The 17,326-nt window shown below is 63.3% G+C and carries 18 protein-coding genes and 1 pseudogene; 14 read left to right on the top strand and 5 right to left on the bottom strand.

The genetic code is table 11. From position 1 onward, the window contains the following. Positions 1-81: 81 nt before the first annotated feature. Positions 82-762, top strand: a pseudogene (locus ACS5Q1_RS20965) (ATP-binding protein); the annotation flags it as partial. Between the two features lie 177 nt (positions 763-939). Then, complete coding sequence (gene olsB / locus ACS5Q1_RS20960) at positions 940-1,872, top strand: l-ornithine N(alpha)-acyltransferase (protein WP_473099991.1); 933 nt, start codon at positions 940-942, stop codon at positions 1,870-1,872. Here the strand turns inward: olsB and queG are convergent. Both queG and ACS5Q1_RS20950 read right to left on the bottom strand, forming a co-directional pair. After that, positions 1,869-3,113: a tRNA epoxyqueuosine(34) reductase QueG gene (gene queG, locus ACS5Q1_RS20955; RefSeq protein WP_473100010.1), complete on the bottom strand. Its 1,245-nt coding sequence runs from the start codon at positions 3,111-3,113 to the stop codon at positions 1,869-1,871. The genes olsB and queG overlap by 4 nt on opposite strands. After that, entirely contained in the window at positions 3,011-3,703 is a 693-nt protein-coding gene (locus tag ACS5Q1_RS20950; protein WP_473099990.1) for a glutathione S-transferase family protein, read from the bottom strand. The genes queG and ACS5Q1_RS20950 overlap by 103 nt, the downstream gene beginning before the upstream one ends. 179 nt (positions 3,704-3,882) lie before the next feature. On the opposite strand from ACS5Q1_RS20950, the gene ACS5Q1_RS20945 reads away from it, so the two are divergent. Beyond that, on the top strand, positions 3,883-4,680 hold the full coding sequence (locus ACS5Q1_RS20945) for an undecaprenyl-diphosphate phosphatase (RefSeq protein ID WP_203442702.1): 798 nt from the start codon (positions 3,883-3,885) through the stop codon (positions 4,678-4,680). Positions 4,681-4,996: 316 nt separating this feature from the next. Here ACS5Q1_RS20945 and nth read toward each other — a convergent pair whose 3' ends face one another. Next, positions 4,997-5,740: an endonuclease III gene (nth, locus tag ACS5Q1_RS20940; RefSeq protein ID WP_473099989.1), complete on the bottom strand. Its 744-nt coding sequence runs from the start codon at positions 5,738-5,740 to the stop codon at positions 4,997-4,999. 20 nt (positions 5,741-5,760) lie between these two features. Here nth and ACS5Q1_RS20935 point away from each other — a divergent pair, with 20 nt between their 5' ends. Both ACS5Q1_RS20935 and ACS5Q1_RS20930 read left to right on the top strand, forming a co-directional pair. Then, positions 5,761-6,270, top strand: a complete 510-nt coding sequence (locus ACS5Q1_RS20935; protein ID WP_473099988.1) for a DUF2244 domain-containing protein — start codon at positions 5,761-5,763, stop codon at positions 6,268-6,270. Between the two features lie 743 nt (positions 6,271-7,013). Further along, positions 7,014-7,922, top strand: coding sequence for a methylated-DNA--[protein]-cysteine S-methyltransferase (locus tag ACS5Q1_RS20930; protein ID WP_473099987.1), 909 nt, complete (start codon positions 7,014-7,016; stop codon positions 7,920-7,922). Positions 7,923-8,085: 163 nt separating this feature from the next. On the opposite strand, the gene ACS5Q1_RS20925 is transcribed toward ACS5Q1_RS20930, so the two are convergent. Beyond that, entirely contained in the window at positions 8,086-8,463 is a 378-nt protein-coding gene (locus ACS5Q1_RS20925) for a hypothetical protein (RefSeq protein ID WP_473099986.1), read from the bottom strand. Positions 8,464-8,628: 165 nt separating this feature from the next. Continuing rightward, complete coding sequence (locus ACS5Q1_RS20920) at positions 8,629-9,057, bottom strand: GFA family protein (protein WP_473099985.1); 429 nt, start codon at positions 9,055-9,057, stop codon at positions 8,629-8,631. Positions 9,058-9,419: 362 nt separating this feature from the next. Between ACS5Q1_RS20920 and dnaK the strand changes: the two genes are divergently transcribed. The 9 genes from dnaK (at position 9,420) to ACS5Q1_RS20875 (ending at position 17,306) form a co-directional block, all read left to right on the top strand. Next, positions 9,420-11,336 (top strand): molecular chaperone DnaK, encoded by a 1,917-nt coding sequence (gene dnaK / locus ACS5Q1_RS20915; protein ID WP_473099984.1) that lies wholly within the window; start codon positions 9,420-9,422, stop codon positions 11,334-11,336. Positions 11,337-11,543: 207 nt separating this feature from the next. Further along, positions 11,544-12,695 (top strand): molecular chaperone DnaJ, encoded by a 1,152-nt coding sequence (dnaJ, locus tag ACS5Q1_RS20910; RefSeq protein WP_203442694.1) that lies wholly within the window; start codon positions 11,544-11,546, stop codon positions 12,693-12,695. A 181-nt stretch (positions 12,696-12,876) separates the two neighbouring features. Then, on the top strand, positions 12,877-13,500 hold the full coding sequence (locus tag ACS5Q1_RS20905) for a class I SAM-dependent methyltransferase (protein ID WP_473099983.1): 624 nt from the start codon (positions 12,877-12,879) through the stop codon (positions 13,498-13,500). Between the two features lie 8 nt (positions 13,501-13,508). Then, positions 13,509-14,234, top strand: a complete 726-nt coding sequence (gene pyrF, locus ACS5Q1_RS20900; RefSeq protein ID WP_473099982.1) for an orotidine-5'-phosphate decarboxylase — start codon at positions 13,509-13,511, stop codon at positions 14,232-14,234. A 54-nt stretch (positions 14,235-14,288) separates the two neighbouring features. Next, complete coding sequence (locus ACS5Q1_RS20895) at positions 14,289-14,576, top strand: DUF1330 domain-containing protein (RefSeq protein ID WP_473099981.1); 288 nt, start codon at positions 14,289-14,291, stop codon at positions 14,574-14,576. Positions 14,577-14,579: 3 nt separating this feature from the next. Continuing rightward, positions 14,580-14,882, top strand: coding sequence for a DUF1330 domain-containing protein (locus ACS5Q1_RS20890; RefSeq protein ID WP_473099980.1), 303 nt, complete (start codon positions 14,580-14,582; stop codon positions 14,880-14,882). Between the two features lie 264 nt (positions 14,883-15,146). Continuing rightward, complete coding sequence (gene dapB, locus ACS5Q1_RS20885) at positions 15,147-15,953, top strand: 4-hydroxy-tetrahydrodipicolinate reductase (RefSeq protein WP_473100009.1); 807 nt, start codon at positions 15,147-15,149, stop codon at positions 15,951-15,953. A gap of 184 nt (positions 15,954-16,137) precedes the next feature. Next, positions 16,138-16,758: a 2,3-bisphosphoglycerate-dependent phosphoglycerate mutase gene (locus ACS5Q1_RS20880; protein WP_203442689.1), complete on the top strand. Its 621-nt coding sequence runs from the start codon at positions 16,138-16,140 to the stop codon at positions 16,756-16,758. Positions 16,759-16,823: 65 nt separating this feature from the next. Beyond that, entirely contained in the window at positions 16,824-17,306 is a 483-nt protein-coding gene (locus ACS5Q1_RS20875; RefSeq protein WP_473099979.1) for a hypothetical protein, read from the top strand. Positions 17,307-17,326: the final 20 nt, after the last annotated feature.

Raw genomic sequence — 17,326 nt, 5'->3', positions numbered from 1 at the left:
AGGAGGTGAAATCTGTAAGAACTTTATTATCTTCGCTCAAACTTTATTATCATTGTAAGAACTTTATTATCATTCCATAGTCCCGGCGAGGCCTCATTGGCTCATCACGGCGTTCTCTTCCTCGACGAGCTGCCGGAGTTTCAGCCCCAGGTTCTCGATTCGCTGCGCCAGCCCCTGGAGGCCGGGGAGATCCTGATCGCCCGCGCCAACCACCGCGTCACCTATCCGGCCCGCTTCCAGCTCGTCGCCGCCATGAATCCCTGCCGCTGCAGACAGGCCACCGAGCCCGGCTATGTCTGCCGCCGTCAGCCGAACGAGCGCTGCATCGCGCAATATCAGGCCCGCCTCTCCGGCCCGCTCCTCGACCGTATCGATCTCGCCATCGACGTTCCGGCAGTCACGGCCGCCGACCTGATTCTGCCGCCGCCCGTGGAAGGATCTGCCGATGTTGCGGCGAGAGTCGCGCGAGCCCGTGAGCGTCAGGCAAAGCGCTATGCGGCCCTGAATCTCGAGGGCATCACCACCAATGCGGCCTGCCCGCCGGCGCTTCTGGAGGAGGTTGCCCAGCCCGATCCGGAGGGCCTGACCCTTATCCGCGACGCCGCCAATGCCATGCGCCTGTCGGCCCGGGGGTTCCATCGCGTGCTGAAGGTCGGGCGCACGCTCGCCGATCTCGACGGAGAGGATCGCGTCCGGCGCATTCACGTGGCCGAAGCTCTGTCCTATCGCGCCCACGCGGACCGTCGGCCGGCGGCGGCGTGAGCGCAAGCGATGTCCCCTCCCGCCTCACCGCCGGAGCCCATGTTGCTCTCGATATTTTCCATCGGGACAATTATGTTTTCTGTCACAAAACAGTTTGAAACGGGTCTTATGTCATGGCGGAAGCGGGGCAGCGGAGTGACTGACCCGCGATCAGAGGCACGACCCTGTGAGGCAGCGATGAATCCTTCCCCGTTGAATGAGGCGGCCGCTCTTCCCGCTTCCGTGGGTCTGCGCCCTCACGGTTTGACCAAGTTCATCCCGGGCGCCGACAAGATCGTCCGCGATTACGGCTCTCTCGATCTCGTACTCGGCCGGATCGGTTCGCTGGAGGTACGTCTCGCGACGACGACCCGGGAGATCCGAAAGGCCCAGCGCCTGCGCTTCAAAGTTTTCTACGAGGAAATGTCGGCCTCTCCCAACGGGGCGTCCCTGATCTCGCGCCGCGACGTGGATGCCTACGACGCCATCTGTGACCATCTCCTCGTCATCGACCACGACGTGAAGCCGAAAGCCTTCCGTCCGGCCAAGCCGAAGGTGGTGGGCACCTATCGCCTGCTCCGCCAGGATGTCGCTAATCGCCATGGCGGTTTCTACACCAGGGGCGAATACGACATCGCGCCTCTGCTGAAGGCACATCCCCACTTACGCTTCCTCGAACTCGGCCGCTCCTGCGTCCTCGAAGCCTATCGCAACAAACGCACGGTCGAATTGCTCTGGCACGGTATCTGGACTTACGTCCTTCACCATCGAATCGATGTGATGATGGGCTGCGCCAGTCTCGAAGGCACCGATCCGCAGGATCTGGCCCTGCCTCTGAGCTTCCTCCACCATTACGCGGCTGCTCCCGCAGAGTGGCAGGCCCGCGCGCTGCCGGAGCGCTTCACGGCGATGGATATTCTGCCCAAGGAAGCCATCGATCCCAGGGCTGCGCTCCATGCCCTGCCGCCTCTGATCAAGGGCTATCTGCGCTTGGGCGCCACCTTCGGCACAGGAGCGGTGATTGATCGGCAGTTCGGCACCACCGATGTGCTCGTCGTGCTGCCGGTGTCTGCGATCAACCCGCGCTATATCGACCATTTCGGCCCGACGGCGAACCGTCACGCGGCCTAAGCCACAGCCTCGACAGGCGTCACCATGGCGCGACGCCATTCCTCGCGCACGTCCGGATCGTCCTCGTGTTCCAGCCGCCCTGCGGCGTGACGAGAAACAGTCTCCGGCGGGAGCAGGCGACCGATGGCCCAGACCGCCATCGCCCGCACGAGGGGCGAGGCATCGTCAAGGAGGCGCAGAGCCTCTTCCGCCAAACCTGGATCGCCCGAATTGCCGATGGCGATGAGCACGTTGCGGATGAAGCGGTCGCGACCGGTGCGCTTGATCGGCGTGCCGGCGAATCGGGTGCGGAAAGCGGGGTCGTCGAGCTGCACCAACTCCTTGAGCGGTAGCGCCGCCAGATCCTCCCGCTGCATGAGCCGTGCCTCGCGCCCCGCTTGAGCGAACTTGTTCCAGGGGCAGACGGCGAGGCAATCGTCACAGCCGAAGATCCGGTTACCGATTCCCGGACGCAATTCCTCTGGGATATGCCCTTTATGTTCAATGGTGAGATACGAGATGCAACGCCTCGCATCGAGCTGGTAGGGCGCGGGAAAGGCGTTGGTCGGGCAGATATCGAGACAGCGGCGACAGGAGCCGCAATGATCCCGCTCCGGCTCGTCGGCCGGCAGCTCCGCCGTGGTGAAGATGGCGCCGAGAAAAAGCCAGTCGCCGAATTCCCGCGAGACGATGACGGTGTGCTTGCCCTGCCAGCCGAGCCCCGCGGCCTCCGCCAGCGGCTTTTCCATGACGGGCGCGGTGTCGACGAAGACCTTCACGTCGGAGGAGGCCTTCGATGCGAGAAAGCCCGCCGCCTCCTTGAGTTTGCCCTTGATCACATCATGATAGTCGCGGTTGCGGGCATAGACCGAAATGTAGCCGCGATCCCTCTCGGCCAGCTCGGCCAGCGGATCCTCAACGGGGCCGTAATTCAGCCCGAGCAGGATGACGCTGCGCACCTCGGGCCAGAGCGTGCGGGGATCGGCGCGGCGCTCGGCCGTTTCCGCCATCCATTCCATGGAACCGTGATGCCCGGCATCCAGCCAGGCCTTGAGCCGCTCCGGCGCGAGCGGGATCACGTCAGGCTTGGCGATACGGACCGTGTCGAAGCCGAGGGCCTTGGCGCGCTCGACGAAGGCTTTCTTGAGAGCCTCGCCGTCTAGAAATCCAGGTTGTCGTAATGCTCCGCCGGCGCCATCCCCGGCACCCGGTCCGCGAGGAGCGCGCGAAAGGACGGCCGGGACTTGATCCTGGCGTACCAATGCTTCGCTGTTTCGTCCTCGTCCCATGGCACGTCGCCGAGATAATCCACCACCGACAGATGGGCCGCCGCCGCCAGATCCGCATAGGTCATCTGGTCGCCGGCCAGCCAATTCCGCTTGGAAATCAGAAAACCGATATATTTGAGATGGTATCGCACATTGGTCTGGGCAGCGCGAATCGCGCCCATATCCGGCGGACCGCCCCCGAGTTCGATGGGCATGAACCGCTTATAGATCTTTTCCGTGGCAAGGTAATCCGAGACCTCGCCGTGAAACTTGACCAGAAACCAGTCAAGCAGGCGGCGGACCTCGACCCTCTGCGCAAGATCCCTCGGCAGCAAGCGCCGATCCCTTAAGTCCTCGCCGCGCGTCTCGTCGAGATACTCCGCAAGACCCGTCGGTCCCGCCACCACAAGCCCGTTATCGTCGATGAGGAGCGGCAGATTCCCGGCCGGGTTGATCTCCAGAAAGGGAATGCGCCGGTCCCACGGCTTTTCCTCGACCATCTCTGGCTCAAGGCCGAGCTCTGCGAAAATAAGACGCGCGAACCGCGACTGCGAGCAGAACGGATAAGAATGCAGGATGGCCATGAATCTATGTGTGACGCGAAACAGGCGGCGAGAATAAGGCCGTGCTTCGTTAAGGGTTGGTAAGGAATATTGGTGAATCTCATGTCCGTGATGCAGAAGGGTTAAGCCGGCGGCGCAAACCTTGCTTGACAGACTTGGGATAGCTCCCGCATCTGGCGCCGTTTTTCAGGATTTCAACGATGTCGCAAATCATCGAGGCGCTCTTTCTCGGCCTCATCGAAGGTCTGACGGAATTTCTTCCGGTCTCCTCCACGGGCCATCTGCTCCTCGTCGGCCATTTCCTCGGCTTCGAGTCGACCGGCAAGACCTTTGAGGTTCTGATCCAGCTCGGCGCGATCTTGGCGATCCTGTCAGTCTACTTCCACAAGCTCTGGTCCATCGCCAAGGCGCTGCCGCACGATCCAATGGCGCGCCATTTCGTCATCGGTGTTCTCGTCGCCTTCCTGCCTGCGGCCGTGATCGGCGCAGTGCTGCATGGCTTCATCAAGGAAGTGCTCTTCAATCCCTGGATCGTGTGCACGACCCTGATCGTCGGCGGCTTCGTGCTGCTCGCCATCGACCGTCTGCCACTGGAGGCGACGAAGACCGACGCGACGCGGTTTCCGCTCTCGATGTATTTCAAGATCGGCCTCATGCAATGCGCGGCCATGATCCCCGGCGTCTCCCGCTCCGGCGCCACCATCGTCGGCGCGATGCTGATGGGCGCATCGAAGCGCGCAGCGGCGGAGTTTTCGTTCTTCCTCGCCATGCCGACCATGGCGGGCGCCTTCACCTACGATCTGTTGAAGAACTACAAGATTCTCTCCGCCAATGACGCCGCGATCATCGTCGCCGGCTTCCTCTCCGCCTTCATCGCGGCGTTGCTCGTCGTGAAGCTGCTCTTGGACTACGTCTCCCGCCACGGCTTCACGCCCTTCGCCTATTGGCGGATCCTCGTTGGCGCCGCAGGCCTCGCCGGCCTGATCGTCTACGGCTGATCGATGCCGGCGCGCGACGAGGCTCTTGCGGTTACTCTTTCGATTGCGGTTGCTCTGCTAATGGTCATCGTCGCCGTGATCGCGAGTGCGAGCGCCGGACCGCAACCCGCGACGGAGAGCGGGCCTCTCGATCCCGCCTGCATCGAATGGACGGATAGCTGCGTGGTCTGCTCCCGCACGGCAGAGGGACTCGCCTGCTCGACACCGGGAATTGCCTGTACCAAAGGCGCGCCGAGGTGTTTGAGGCGGTAGTTTTTCGCCTCGTTATCTGAGCGTCATCCCGGATCGGCTTTGCCGTCCAGGACGACACTTCATCTCACGGAATCGTCTTGTCCGGATAGCGGCACAGGTCGTTGATCGGGCAGCGCCAGCATTCGGGCCGGCGCGCCTTGCAGATGTAGCGACCGTGCAGGATCAGCCAGTGATGGGCATGGAGCAGGAACTCGTGCGGGATCAGCTTCTCCAGCGCGATCTGCGTTTCCAGCGGCGTCTTGGTGATCGCGAGCGGGATGCGGTTGGTGACGCGGAAGATATGCGTGTCGACGGCGATACGCGGGTTCTTGAAGGCGATGTTGACCACGACGCTCGCGGTCTTGCGCCCGACACCCGGCAGCGTCTCCAGCACCTCGACGGAATCCGGCACCTCGCCGCCGAACTCCTCCACGAGCCGCCGTGCCGTCGTGATGACGTTCTTTGCCTTGGTGTTATAGAAATTCAGCGTCTTGATGTGCTGGCGTAGGCCCTCCTCGCCGAGATCGAGCATCTTCTGCGGCGTATCGGCGATGGGGAAGAGATTCCGGGTCGCCTTGTTGACGCCGACATCGGTCGATTGTGCCGAGAGCGCCACGGCGACCAGCAGCGTGTAGGGATTGGTATGTTCGAGCTCGCCCTTGGGCTCGGGATTGGCCGCGTGCAGGCGACGGAAGATCTCGATCATCGTCGCTCTGTCGACGGGCTTCGGGCTGCGCGCACGCAGAGCCTTCCCGACCTTTTTAGCCGGGACGGCGGGCTTTGCTTTCGGCTTGGCGATGCGGCGGGGAGAGAGCTTCAGATCGGACATTTCTGCGTTATACTTAAGGCATGGCAAGCGGCAAGGCGACATATGGCGAAATCGGCCGGTTCGAGCAGCCGGTGTTCTCGGCCGTGATCCGCCCGCACCGGTCGCTGAGCCCGCAGGGTTTCAAGATCGTCATGGTGCTCGTCTGCCTCGTTTCTGTGGTGGCGAGCCTGCCCTTCGTGATCATGGGTTTCTGGCCGGTCGCCGGTTTCTTCGGCCTCGATTTCCTCGGCCTCTACATCGCCTTTCGCCTCAGCTATCGCCAAGCCGAGGCGTTCGAACTTCTGGAGCTGACGCCGATCCGGCTCCTGTTCCGCAAAGTGAGTCCCCGGGGCGAAGTACGGGACTGGCAGTTCAACCCGCTCTGGACTCGCCTCGAGCGCGAGGTCGACGACGAATACGGCATGCAGCACCTCTCGCTCACCTTCCGCAATGAGCATGTCGAGATCGCCCGCGATCTTTCCCCGCCGGAGCGGGAAACCCTGGCGGAGGCCTTCGGCCGGGCCCTGGCGGATGTGAAGCGGGGTCATTGATCTAACTCCAGCACCGTGGGGCCCGCAGCTTGCGCTGCGAGCCTGAGGGTTGATCGAGGGTGGCGCGACAGGCAGCCCGGCTCGATGTCTGATGGGATGATGGAAGAGCCGAACTGCCTCTTCGCGCACGGCTTGTTGAGGCGGACAGGCGAGGCCGGCTCAGTCAACCGCCGCAGGCGGTGACCGTCTGCGCGACGGCGGCCTGCGACCGATCCCGACGACCACCCGCCCACATCCTGGGCCTCCCGTCACCCGCACCTGCGTTCAGTGCGTGCACGGGACCGTGCCTGCTCCCACACTGCGACGCCTCGCGAGCGCGCCCCTCGCCAGGAGCAGATCTACGGCAATGATATAGCCATGATTGGGAATGATGTCAAGAACAAAATAAGAACATTATCCAAGCGCCTATCGCGTCATGGCCGGCCTCGTGCCGGCCATCCCCGTCTTGGGAACTACAGCGCCCCCAAGGCGTGGATCCCCGGGACTGATCCCCGGATCAAGTCCGGGGACGGGGATGACGGCGGAGGGGCGGCTCCAGCGTCATTCCCGACCGGAGCAGAGCGGAGGGGAAGGGAATCTATAGAGGCAGCGTGTTTCAATGGATCCCCTTCCCTCGCTGCGCTCGACGGGGATGACACGGGTGCGATCCTATTTCCGGATGGAGGGGGCTCAGACTGTCACAGAAATCGGGTGTCGTCCCTACTCCCGGATCGCTAGGATGAGCGTCAATCAGGATGAAAGCCATGCTTGATACGTTACGCAACATCACCATCGAACCGGGCGCGATCACCGTGCCGGACGAGCCGCATTCCGATTACGAGCGGGTGCGCCGGATCATTGCGTTCATCTCGGAGCGCTGGCGCGACCAGCCCTCGCTCGAGGCGATCGCCGATCATGTGGGCCTGTCCACCACCCATGTGCATCATCTCTTTCGCCGCTGGGCCGGTTTGAGCCCGAAGGCTTTTCTGCAGGCGCTGACTCTCGACAACGCCAAGGCACTGCTGGCCGATTCCGCGAGCGTGCTCGACGCCACCTACGAGGTCGGGCTCTCCGGCCCGGCCCGGCTGCACGACCTCTTCGTCACCCATGAGGCCATGACGCCGGGGGACTACAAGGTGGGCGGCGCAAGCCTCACCATGCGCTTCGGCTTCCACCCCTCCCCCTTCGGCGAGGCAGTGCTGATCGCCACCGACCGAGGACTTGCAGGCCTCGGCTTCGTGGATGACGGCGACCGGCAGGCGGCCCTGACGGACCTCACCCGCCGCTGGCCCAAGGCCACCTATGTGGAGGACGAGGCCGCCACCGCACCGCTGGCGAAGCGCATCTTCAACCCGACGCAATGGCAGGCAGAGCAGCCCCTGCGGGTAGTTCTCATCGGCACCGATTTCGAGGTCCGGGTCTGGCAGACCCTGCTGCGCATTCCCCGCGATAAGGCCACGACCTATTCCGACATCGCCCGCCATATCGGCAAGCCCTCGGCCTGCCGGGCGGTCGGCGCGGCGGTGGGCAAGAACCCGGTCTCCTTCGTGGTGCCCTGCCACCGGGTGCTCGGCCGTTCCGGCGCGCTCACCGGCTATCATTGGGGCCTGACCCGCAAGCAGGCCATTCTGGGCTGGGAAGCGGGGCAGGCCTTGGGGGAGAAGGCTGCTTAAGGGACGTCCCTGACACTAGAGCATCGGATCGACCCCAAAAGTGGGTCCACTTTTGGGGTCGACCCCAAAAGTGGGTCCACTTTTGGGGTCGATCCGATGCTCAATCCCTTAAGTGGCGCATCGTTCGGGGCGGAAAACCGGGTCCACTTTTCCGCACGATGCGCTAATTGCCGAACCCGAGGGGCGAACTAAAGAGGGCCGCAGTGCTTGGAGGGAGCACCGCGCATTGCGTGACATGGAAGATGCTGTCATCGACCTTCTGGTAGGCGCGACCGCACCAATGCCCCCCGCCCGATTCACCGGTATCCCCGAGCAGGGCCTGATACTGGATCGTATGACCTGGCACCTCGATCCAGTCTCCGTCGACGAGCATCCGCACCCCCGCCGGGGTGATCCGGTAGGGCGCGGGCCGACAATCCGTATCGTTGCAGCAGCTGTTTCCCCACGTATCCGTCAGGCGTGAGTAGATGTCGTGGGCTTCGGCCGGGCGATCAAACCCCATCACGAGCACGATCAGGGCGAGAAAAAGTTTCTGAACCATAGGCCGCTTCCATCGGACAGGTGAGCGGCGCTCATGAGAGCGTCGGGGAAACGCCACGAACCCTTATCCTACCGCAGGACGGGGACAGAGGATACTCGGATGGTTTGTGCATCGCCTTGGATATCGCCTTGGATGACAAAACCCTCTCGTGCGAGGCGAAGCGCCCTAATCGGGCTCTCCCGGATATTGCCGGTTGCCCTCGGGGATGACCACACCGTTGAGCTTGCGGGAGGTCCAGATGTGGATGGCATCGGTCAGATCGACCGGTTCGTCGAGGGAGCCTCCCTTGATGCTGATCTCATCCTCCTGGTCCTTGTCCCCATGCCATACGCGCGATCCGCAATCCGGGCAGAAGAAGCAGGTCAGGGTCCGTCCGGCATCGGTCGGACGCGTCCAATGGCTGAGCTTGCCGGTCAGGAGCCTGACATCGGCGCTGCGGGCCATGACTGAAATCCCGAGGGCCGAGGCCGATTGCTTCTGGCACTCGCGGCAGTGGCAGACATAGATTTCACGCGGCGATCCCGTGAACTCATACCGCACCTGGCCGCATTGGCAGCCGCCCTGGAGCGGATATGCTCCCTTCAACCTATCCATGACCGTTACCGTATTGCGATGTTTCCCGCCTAGATAGGGCGAAAAATCCCGCTGTCGCGAAGCCATGCCGTTGCAATGACGTATCATGCCTCTTCCCGAAAGCGTTGCCGCGACCAAACCGGGCAACCAAATCGGGAAGGTCTCGCCATTGCAGTCATGCAACAGGCCTCGGATCAGACGAAATGAGGCAATCTAGCCTTCAGGATTGTCTTGCAGCCCCGAAAACCCCTTCTTATATCAGCGCCAGCACGGGGCACGGCTCGGTTGAGGCGGTCCCGGCAATCAGTCAGCAACATCCAGTAAGCCATGGGCCGGGCTGCTTTTAGGGCTCGGCGGTCTGCTTGAAAGTGAGGGATCCCGCCATGGGTAAGGTCATCGGTATCGACCTCGGCACTACCAATTCCTGCGTCGCTGTCATGGAAGGCACGACGCCCAAAGTTATCGAAAACGCGGAAGGCGCCCGGACGACCCCGTCCATCGTGGCCTTCACGGATGAAGGCGAGCGCCTCGTCGGCCAGCCGGCCAAGCGCCAGGCGGTCACGAATCCGTCGCGCACCTTCTTCGCCATCAAGCGCCTGATCGGGCGCACCTTCGACGATCCCATGACCAAGAAGGACATGGGCCTCGTTCCGTACCACATCATCAAGGGTCCGAACGGCGACGCCTGGGTCGAGGCCGACGGCAAGCAATATTCGCCCTCGCAGATCTCCGCCTTCACCCTGCAGAAGATGAAGGAGACCGCCGAGTCCTATCTCGGGCAGCCGGTCACCCAGGCCGTCATCACGGTTCCGGCCTACTTCAACGACGCTCAGCGTCAGGCCACCAAGGACGCCGGCAAGATCGCCGGCCTCGAGGTCCTGCGCATCATCAACGAGCCGACTGCGGCTGCCCTGGCCTATGGCCTGGACAAGAAGCAGACCGGCATGATCGCGGTCTACGACCTCGGCGGCGGCACCTTCGACGTGTCGGTGCTCGAGATCGGCGACGGCGTGTTCGAGGTGAAGTCCACCAACGGCGACACCTTCCTCGGCGGTGAAGACTTCGACATGCGTCTCGTCGAGTACCTCGCGGCCGAGTTCAAGAAGGAGCAGGGCATCGACCTGACCAAGGACAAGCTCGCCCTGCAGCGCCTGAAGGAAGCCGCCGAGAAGGCCAAGATCGAGCTTTCCTCCGCGTCTCAGACCGAGATCAACCTGCCCTACATCACGGCGGATGCCTCCGGTCCGAAGCACCTCGCTCTCAAGCTCTCGCGCGCCAAGTTCGAGCAGCTCGTGGACGACCTCGTGCAGAAGACCATCGAGCCCTGCCGCAAGGCCCTCAAGGATGCCGGCATCTCGCCCGGCGACATCGATGAGGTGGTTCTCGTCGGCGGCATGACCCGCATGCCGAAGATCCAGGAAGTGGTGAAGACCTTCTTCGGCAAGGAGCCCCACAAGGGCGTCAACCCGGATGAGGTCGTGGCCATTGGCGCCGCCATCCAGGCCGGCGTGCTCCAGGGCGACGTGAAGGACGTGCTGCTCCTCGACGTGACCCCGCTCTCGCTCGGCATCGAGACGCTAGGCGGCGTGTTCACCCGTCTGATCGACCGCAACACGACGATCCCGACCAAGAAGAGCCAGGTGTTCTCGACCGCGGAAGACAACCAGAACGCGGTGACCATCCGGGTCTTCCAGGGCGAGCGCGAAATGGCGGCGGACAACAAGCTGCTCGGCCAGTTTGACCTCGTGGGCATTCCACCCGCACCGCGCGGCGTGCCGCAGATCGAGGTGACCTTCGACATCGACGCGAACGGCATCGTGAATGTCACGGCGAAGGACAAGGCGACGGCCAAGGAGCACCAAATCCGCATCCAGGCCTCCGGTGGTCTGTCCGACGCCGACATCGACAAGATGGTGAAGGACGCCGAGGCTCACGCCGAAGAAGACAAGAAGCGCCGCGAAGTCGTCGAGGCCAAGAACCAGGGCGAAAGCCTGATCCATGCGACCGAGAAGTCGCTGACGGAATACGGTGACAAGGTCTCGGAATCCGACAGGCAGGGCATCACGACCGCCATCGATGCGCTCCGTCAGGCTCTCGCCGGCGAGGACGCTGAGGTCATCAAGGCCCGCACCACGGACCTGATGCAGGCTTCCATGAAGCTCGGTGAAGCCATGTATGCCGCTCAAGCGAACGCTGGCGAAGGCGGCGAGCAACCTGAGGGCGAGGCCGCCCAGAAGGATGACGTCATCGACGCCGACTTCCAGGAAGTCGACGAAGGCGACAAGAAGAAGCGCGCCTAAGGCAATGGCAGCTTCCTAAAGAATTCGGCACCCGGTTTCGTGACCGGGTGCCGTTTTCATGAAACGAGTTAAAAATATCAATGACCGATCAAACGACCGCTTCTCGCGATGTTCTGGCAAAGGCTTCCGGAGCCTTTCCCTGTGCAGCGCAGGCAAAACGGTCCGGCAACATGACGGAGCACACCGACGCTCCGAGGGGCGCCTGACATGTCCAAGCGCGATTATTACGAGATTCTCGGCGTCGCGAAGACCGCCAGCGAAGCGGAGATGAAATCCGCCTTCCGCAAGCTCGCGATGCAGTACCACCCGGACCGCAATCCGGGTGACCACGAGGCCGAGGTCAAGTTCAAGGAGTTGAACGAGGCCTACCAGACCCTCTCCGACGGCCAGAAGCGCGCGGCCTACGACCGCTACGGCCATGCGGCCTTCGCCAATGGCGGGCCGGGCGGCGGCGGACCGGGCTTCGGCGGCGATTTCTCCGACTTCATGTCGGACATCTTCGAGAATTTCTTCGGCGATGCCACCGGACGCGGCGGCGGACGGGGGCGTGGCGCCGGCGGCCGCGAGCGCGGCGCCGACATGCGCTACAACCTCGAGATCTCCCTCGACGAAGCCTTCAACGGCAAGACCGCCGAGCTGAAGATCCCCACCTCCATCACCTGCGAGGCCTGCTCGGGGAGCGGCGCGAAGCCGGGTTCCAAGCCCAAGGCCTGCCCCACCTGCGGCGGCGCCGGCCGGGTTCGCGCGACACAGGGCTTCTTCTCCATCGAGCGCACCTGCCCCAACTGCCATGGGCGCGGCGAGGTCATCGACGATCCCTGCGGCCAGTGCGGCGGCGCCGGCCGCGTCACCCGCGAGCGCACGCTCTCGGTCAACATTCCGGCGGGCGTCGAGGACGGCACGCGCATCCGGCTCGCGGGTGAAGGCGAGGCCGGCCTGCGCGGCGGGCCTCCCGGCGATCTCTACATCTTCCTGTCGCTCAAGCCGCATCCATTCTATCAACGCGACGGGGCGGACCTGTTCTGCCGCGTGCCGATCTCCATGGTGACGGCGGCGCTCGGCGGCGAATTCAGCGTTCCGACGCTCGGCGGTGCGGAAGCCCTCGTGAAGGTGCCCGAGGGCACCCAGACCGGCAAACAGTTCCGTCTCAAGGGCAAGGGCATGCCGGTGCTGCGCTCGCGGGATGTGGGTGACCTCTACATCCAGGTTGTTGTGGAGACCCCGCAGAAGCTCACTAAGCGCCAGCGCGAGCTCCTGATGGAGTTCGACCAGGAATGCTCGAAGGAAAACCACCCGGAAAGCTCGGGCTTTTTCTCGCGCTTCCGTGAGTTTATCGACGGCTTGGGTGGATCAACTTAACTTGACGGTCGTTTTCTCAGCGCATCGTGCGGAAGAAGTGGATCCGGTTTTTCCGCTCTAGACGATGCGCTCGTTAAATGAGAAGCATCGGGTCGATCCCGAAAGTGGCCTCCACTTTTGGGATCGATGCTCTAGGGTTCTAAACAGCCAACGTGATCCGTCGCACAAGGGGTCCTGATCAGTGCTTCAGTCGTTCCAACGGCCAACGGCCCGGAAAATCCCCCTCAAGAAGGATCGTTTCCAGGACGAAGCCCGGTTCCTGCGCTCCTGGCTCGAACGGCCCCTCGTCGTCGGGGCCGTGACCCCTTCTGGCAGGATCCTGGCCCGGACCATGGCGTCTTACGTGGATCCGCGCATTCCCGGTCCCGTCATCGAGCTCGGCCCCGGCACCGGTCCGGTGACCGACGCCCTGATCCGGCGCGGCGTAGCCCAGGATCGCTTGGTCCTGATCGAATACAGTCCCGAATTCTGCCAGCTCCTGAAGCGGCGCTTTCCCAAGGCGACGATCATCCAGGGTGATGCCTACGATCTCAAAGAAACGTTATCCGACATCCTGAAGGAGCCGGCTGCCGCCACCGTGTCGAGCCTGCCGCTCTTCACCAGGCCCATGGACCAGCGCCTGGACCTCCTGGAAGCCGCGCAGGAATTGATGCACCCCAACGCGCCCTTCATCCAGTTCACCTATGCGGTGGTGCCGCCGATCCCGGCGCGCTCTCAAACCCATAAGGCCAGAGCCTCCAACCGGATCTGGCGCAACCTGCCCCCGGCCCGCGTCTGGGTCTACAACAAGGTCAATCATCCATGAGCGCTGCGATGTCTCTCCCGACGAATTCCGCTTCAGGAGACATTCGCGACAAGCTCATCATCGGCCTCGACGTTCCCTCCGTCGAGGAGGCGCGCTCGGTCGTCCAGCGTATCGGCGAGGCCGGCACCTTCTACAAGATCGGCTACCAGCTGGCTTACGCTGGCGGCTTCGAGTTCGCCCGCGAGCTGATCGGCCAAGGCAAGAAGGTCTTCCTCGACCTCAAGCTCCACGACATCGGCAACACCGTGGAAGAAGGCGTGCGCTCGGTCGCCCGCCTCGGCGCCACGTTCCTGACGGTCCATGCCTATCCGCAGACAATGCGCGCGGCCGTGGCCGGCAAGGCCGGCACATCTCTCAAGATTCTCGCGGTGACCGTGCTCACCTCCTACGACGACAGCGATCTCCTCGAGTCGGGTTATGCCCCCGTTTCGGCCGCGGACCTCGTCGCCCGCCGCGCGGGGCAGGCCTACGACCTCGGCATCGACGGCATCGTCTGCGCGGCGGCGGAAGCGGAGCGCGTACGCGCCATCGTCGGCCCCGATCGTCTCATCGTGACGCCGGGCATCCGCCCGGCCGGTGCAGATGCGGGCGACCAGAAGCGCGTCGTCACGCCGGCGCAGGGCATCCGGCTCGGTGCCAACCATCTCGTCGTCGGGCGTCCCATCGTGAAGGCCGCCGACCCGCGCGCGGCCGCGGAAGCGATTGTGCGGGAAATCGCCGACGTGAAGGCTTGACGATACGGCTCCTCTGGCGTTCGCTGCCTCCCCCAAATCGAAGAGGAGCGCCCGATGCCCAAAGGCTATGTCATTGCCCGCGTGACCGTCACCAATCCCGAGGCTTACGCGGAATACGCCAAGGGCGCCACGGAGGCGATCCGGCAGTATGGCGGACGTCCGCTCGTGCGCGGCGGTGCCTACGAGGTTCTGGAGGGTGAGGCGCGGCCCCGCAACGTGGTGATCGAATTCGATTCCGTCGAGCAGGCCAGGACCTATTACAATTCGCCCGAATACCAGGCGGCGAAGGCCAAGCGCGAAGGCGCCTGCATCGCCGAATTCGTGCTCGTGGAAGGAGCCTGAGCCATGAAGGGCTACTGGATCGGCCGCGTCGACGTCTCGAACCCCGACGCCTACCAGAATTACGTGAAGGCCAACGCAATCCCCTTCGCCAAATACGGCGCTCGCTTCCTGGTCCGCGGCGGCGCGTATCGCGTGGCCGAGGGCAGAGCCCGCGCCCGTAACGTGGTGATCGAGTTCCCGAGCTATCAGGCGGCCCTGGAATGCTGGGACTCGCCCGAGTACCAGGCGGCAAAAGCCGAGCGTGACGGCCACGCGGTCGCCGATATCATCATCATCGAGGGCTACGAGGGGCCTCAGCCGGGCTAATGCAGAAATATTGCCCTCTCTGTCATTCCGGGGCGGCCATGGGCCGAGCCCGGAATCCATAACCACTAGCGCTGCGGAAAGAAGCGCAACGCTCATCATACCTTCCTGATACGTTGTGTTTATGGATTCCGGGCTCCGCTACGCGGCCCCGGAATGACATAGGCCGGATCGCGATGACACCGCGAGCAAGCCTCCGCGCTTCTCAGCCCCACCTTAAGCGGCTATACCCTGAGCCCGAAACAACAGGAGAGCGGCATGAGCGAGATGCGACTCGTCGTGGTGGGGGCTGCCGGACGCATGGGGCGCATGCTCATCAAAACGGTGGCCGAGACCGAGGGCTGCACGCTCGTCGGTGCCATCGAGCGGGAGGGCTCTCCCGCGCTCGGGCATGATGCCGGGCTGCTTGCCGGGGTCGGTCTCCTCGACGTGGATGTGACCGACGATCCGCTCACCGTCTTCGCCCAGGCCGACGGCGTTCTCGATTTCACGGCGCCTGCCGCTACCACGGCTTTTGCCGCTCTCGCCGCTCAGGCGCGCATCGTCCATGTGATCGGCACCACCGGCCTGCAGGAGGCCGATTTCACCAAGCTGGAGGCGGCCGCGCGTCATGCACGCATCATCCAGTCCGGCAACATGTCGCTCGGCGTGAACCTTCTCGCGGGGCTCGTGCGCAAGGTCGCCGCGACGCTCGGCGAAGACTTCGATATCGAGATTCTGGAAATGCACCACCGCATGAAGGTGGATGCGCCCTCGGGCACGGCGCTGCTTCTCGGCGAGGCGGCTGCGGAAGGCCGCAAGATTTCTCTGAAAGACCGCTCGGTACGCAGCCGCGACGGCCATACCGGCGCGCGCAATCCCGGCGATATCGGCTTTGCGACCTTGCGCGGCGGCTCCGTGGTCGGCGATCACTCCGTGATCTTCGCCGGCCAGGGCGAGCGCCTGGAGCTGGCGCATCGCGCCGAGGACCGCTCCATTTTCGCCCGCGGCGCGGTGAAAGCCGCCCTCTGGGGCTTCGACAAGAAGCCCGGATATTACACCATGGCCAATGTCCTTGGCCTCGATCAGCTTTAATTTCCTCCCTCCCCCTTGCGGGGAGGGATTGAGGGTGGGGGTCGCAAAGTCGGAACGCTGTGATCGCTTGAGAAATTTCTAGATCGAAACAGAGCCTGACTTAGAACCTCTTTCACCCCGTCGAACCACCCCCACCCCTACCCCTCCCCGCAAGGGGAAGGGAATATAGCGGAGAACTCTCAGCATGAACCGCCTTCTCGTCCTTGCACGCCATGGCCAGAGCGAATGGAACCTTAAGAACCTGTTCACCGGCTGGAAGGATCCGGGGCTCACCGATCTCGGCATCGAGGAGGCGCGCAATGCCGGCCGCCGGCTGAAGGAGATGGGCATCCAGTTCGATGTCGCCTTCACGTCCGATCTGTCGCGCGCCCAGCTCACCTGCAAGCTGATCCTGGAAGAGATCGGCCAACCCAATCTGAAGACCATCGCGAACCAGGCGCTCAACGAGCGCGATTACGGCGACCTCTCGGGCCTCAACAAGGACGATGCCCGCGCCCGCTGGGGTGCGGAGCAGGTCCATCTCTGGCGCCGCTCCTATGACGTGCCGCCTCCCGGCGGCGAGAGCCTGAAGGACACGGTCGCCCGCGTGCTGCCCTATTACATCCGCGAGATCCTGCCCCGCGTCATGCGCGGCGAGCGCGTGCTGGTCGCCGCCCACGGCAATTCGCTGCGTGCCCTCGTGATGGTGCTCGACGGCCTGACCTCGGAGACGATCCCGAGCCTCGAGCTCGCGACCGGCATCCCGCTGGTCTACGACCTCAACGACGACACCACCGTCGCCAGCAAGAAGGTGCTGGAGGGGTAAGGGGTAAAATTGGCAGAGATCGCTGCTCTGATGACACGCGATCTCTGTCACTTTATAACAAGAAAATGCAGGTTTCCCCACCCTCTCGATGTGATGAGTTCTACCGGTTCACCGGCAAAGTCACACTTGGCATTTTGATGCTTTTTCTCGGGCTCGGTACAGTTGTCTTTGGCTTGGGACGTTTCCTGCCCTTGGGCGACGATCATTACGTCAATGTCGAGTTCTCACCCTCGGGGCACATGAAAGCCGCCCTCATCAGTCGCTCCGGAGGAGGAGCCATTTCCCCGTACTGCACCGAAGCCATAGCTGTGGCCCCGTCAGCAGCGACTGAGGAAGAGATCATGACACAAGAGTTTGAGATCTACTCGTCAAGCGAATGCGACACGTTTTCTGATCACTCGCCATCGCCTGTCGCCGAGTGGGTCTCAGACACAAATCTCAAGGTTAGCTTCTCAATCAACAGAACAGCAGCATTCATGAAAACTGTTCAATTGAGGAAGCGGGATGCATCGGGGCGGGTTAGTGTCGATTTCACGATACGTCCTTAGCCATTGCTCTTTCATCCGAC

Source organism: Microvirga sp. GN3 (genome assembly GCF_055792825.1).
Note: the sequence above shows the minus strand (reverse complement) of the source record. Positions and strands in the feature narration are given on the sequence as shown.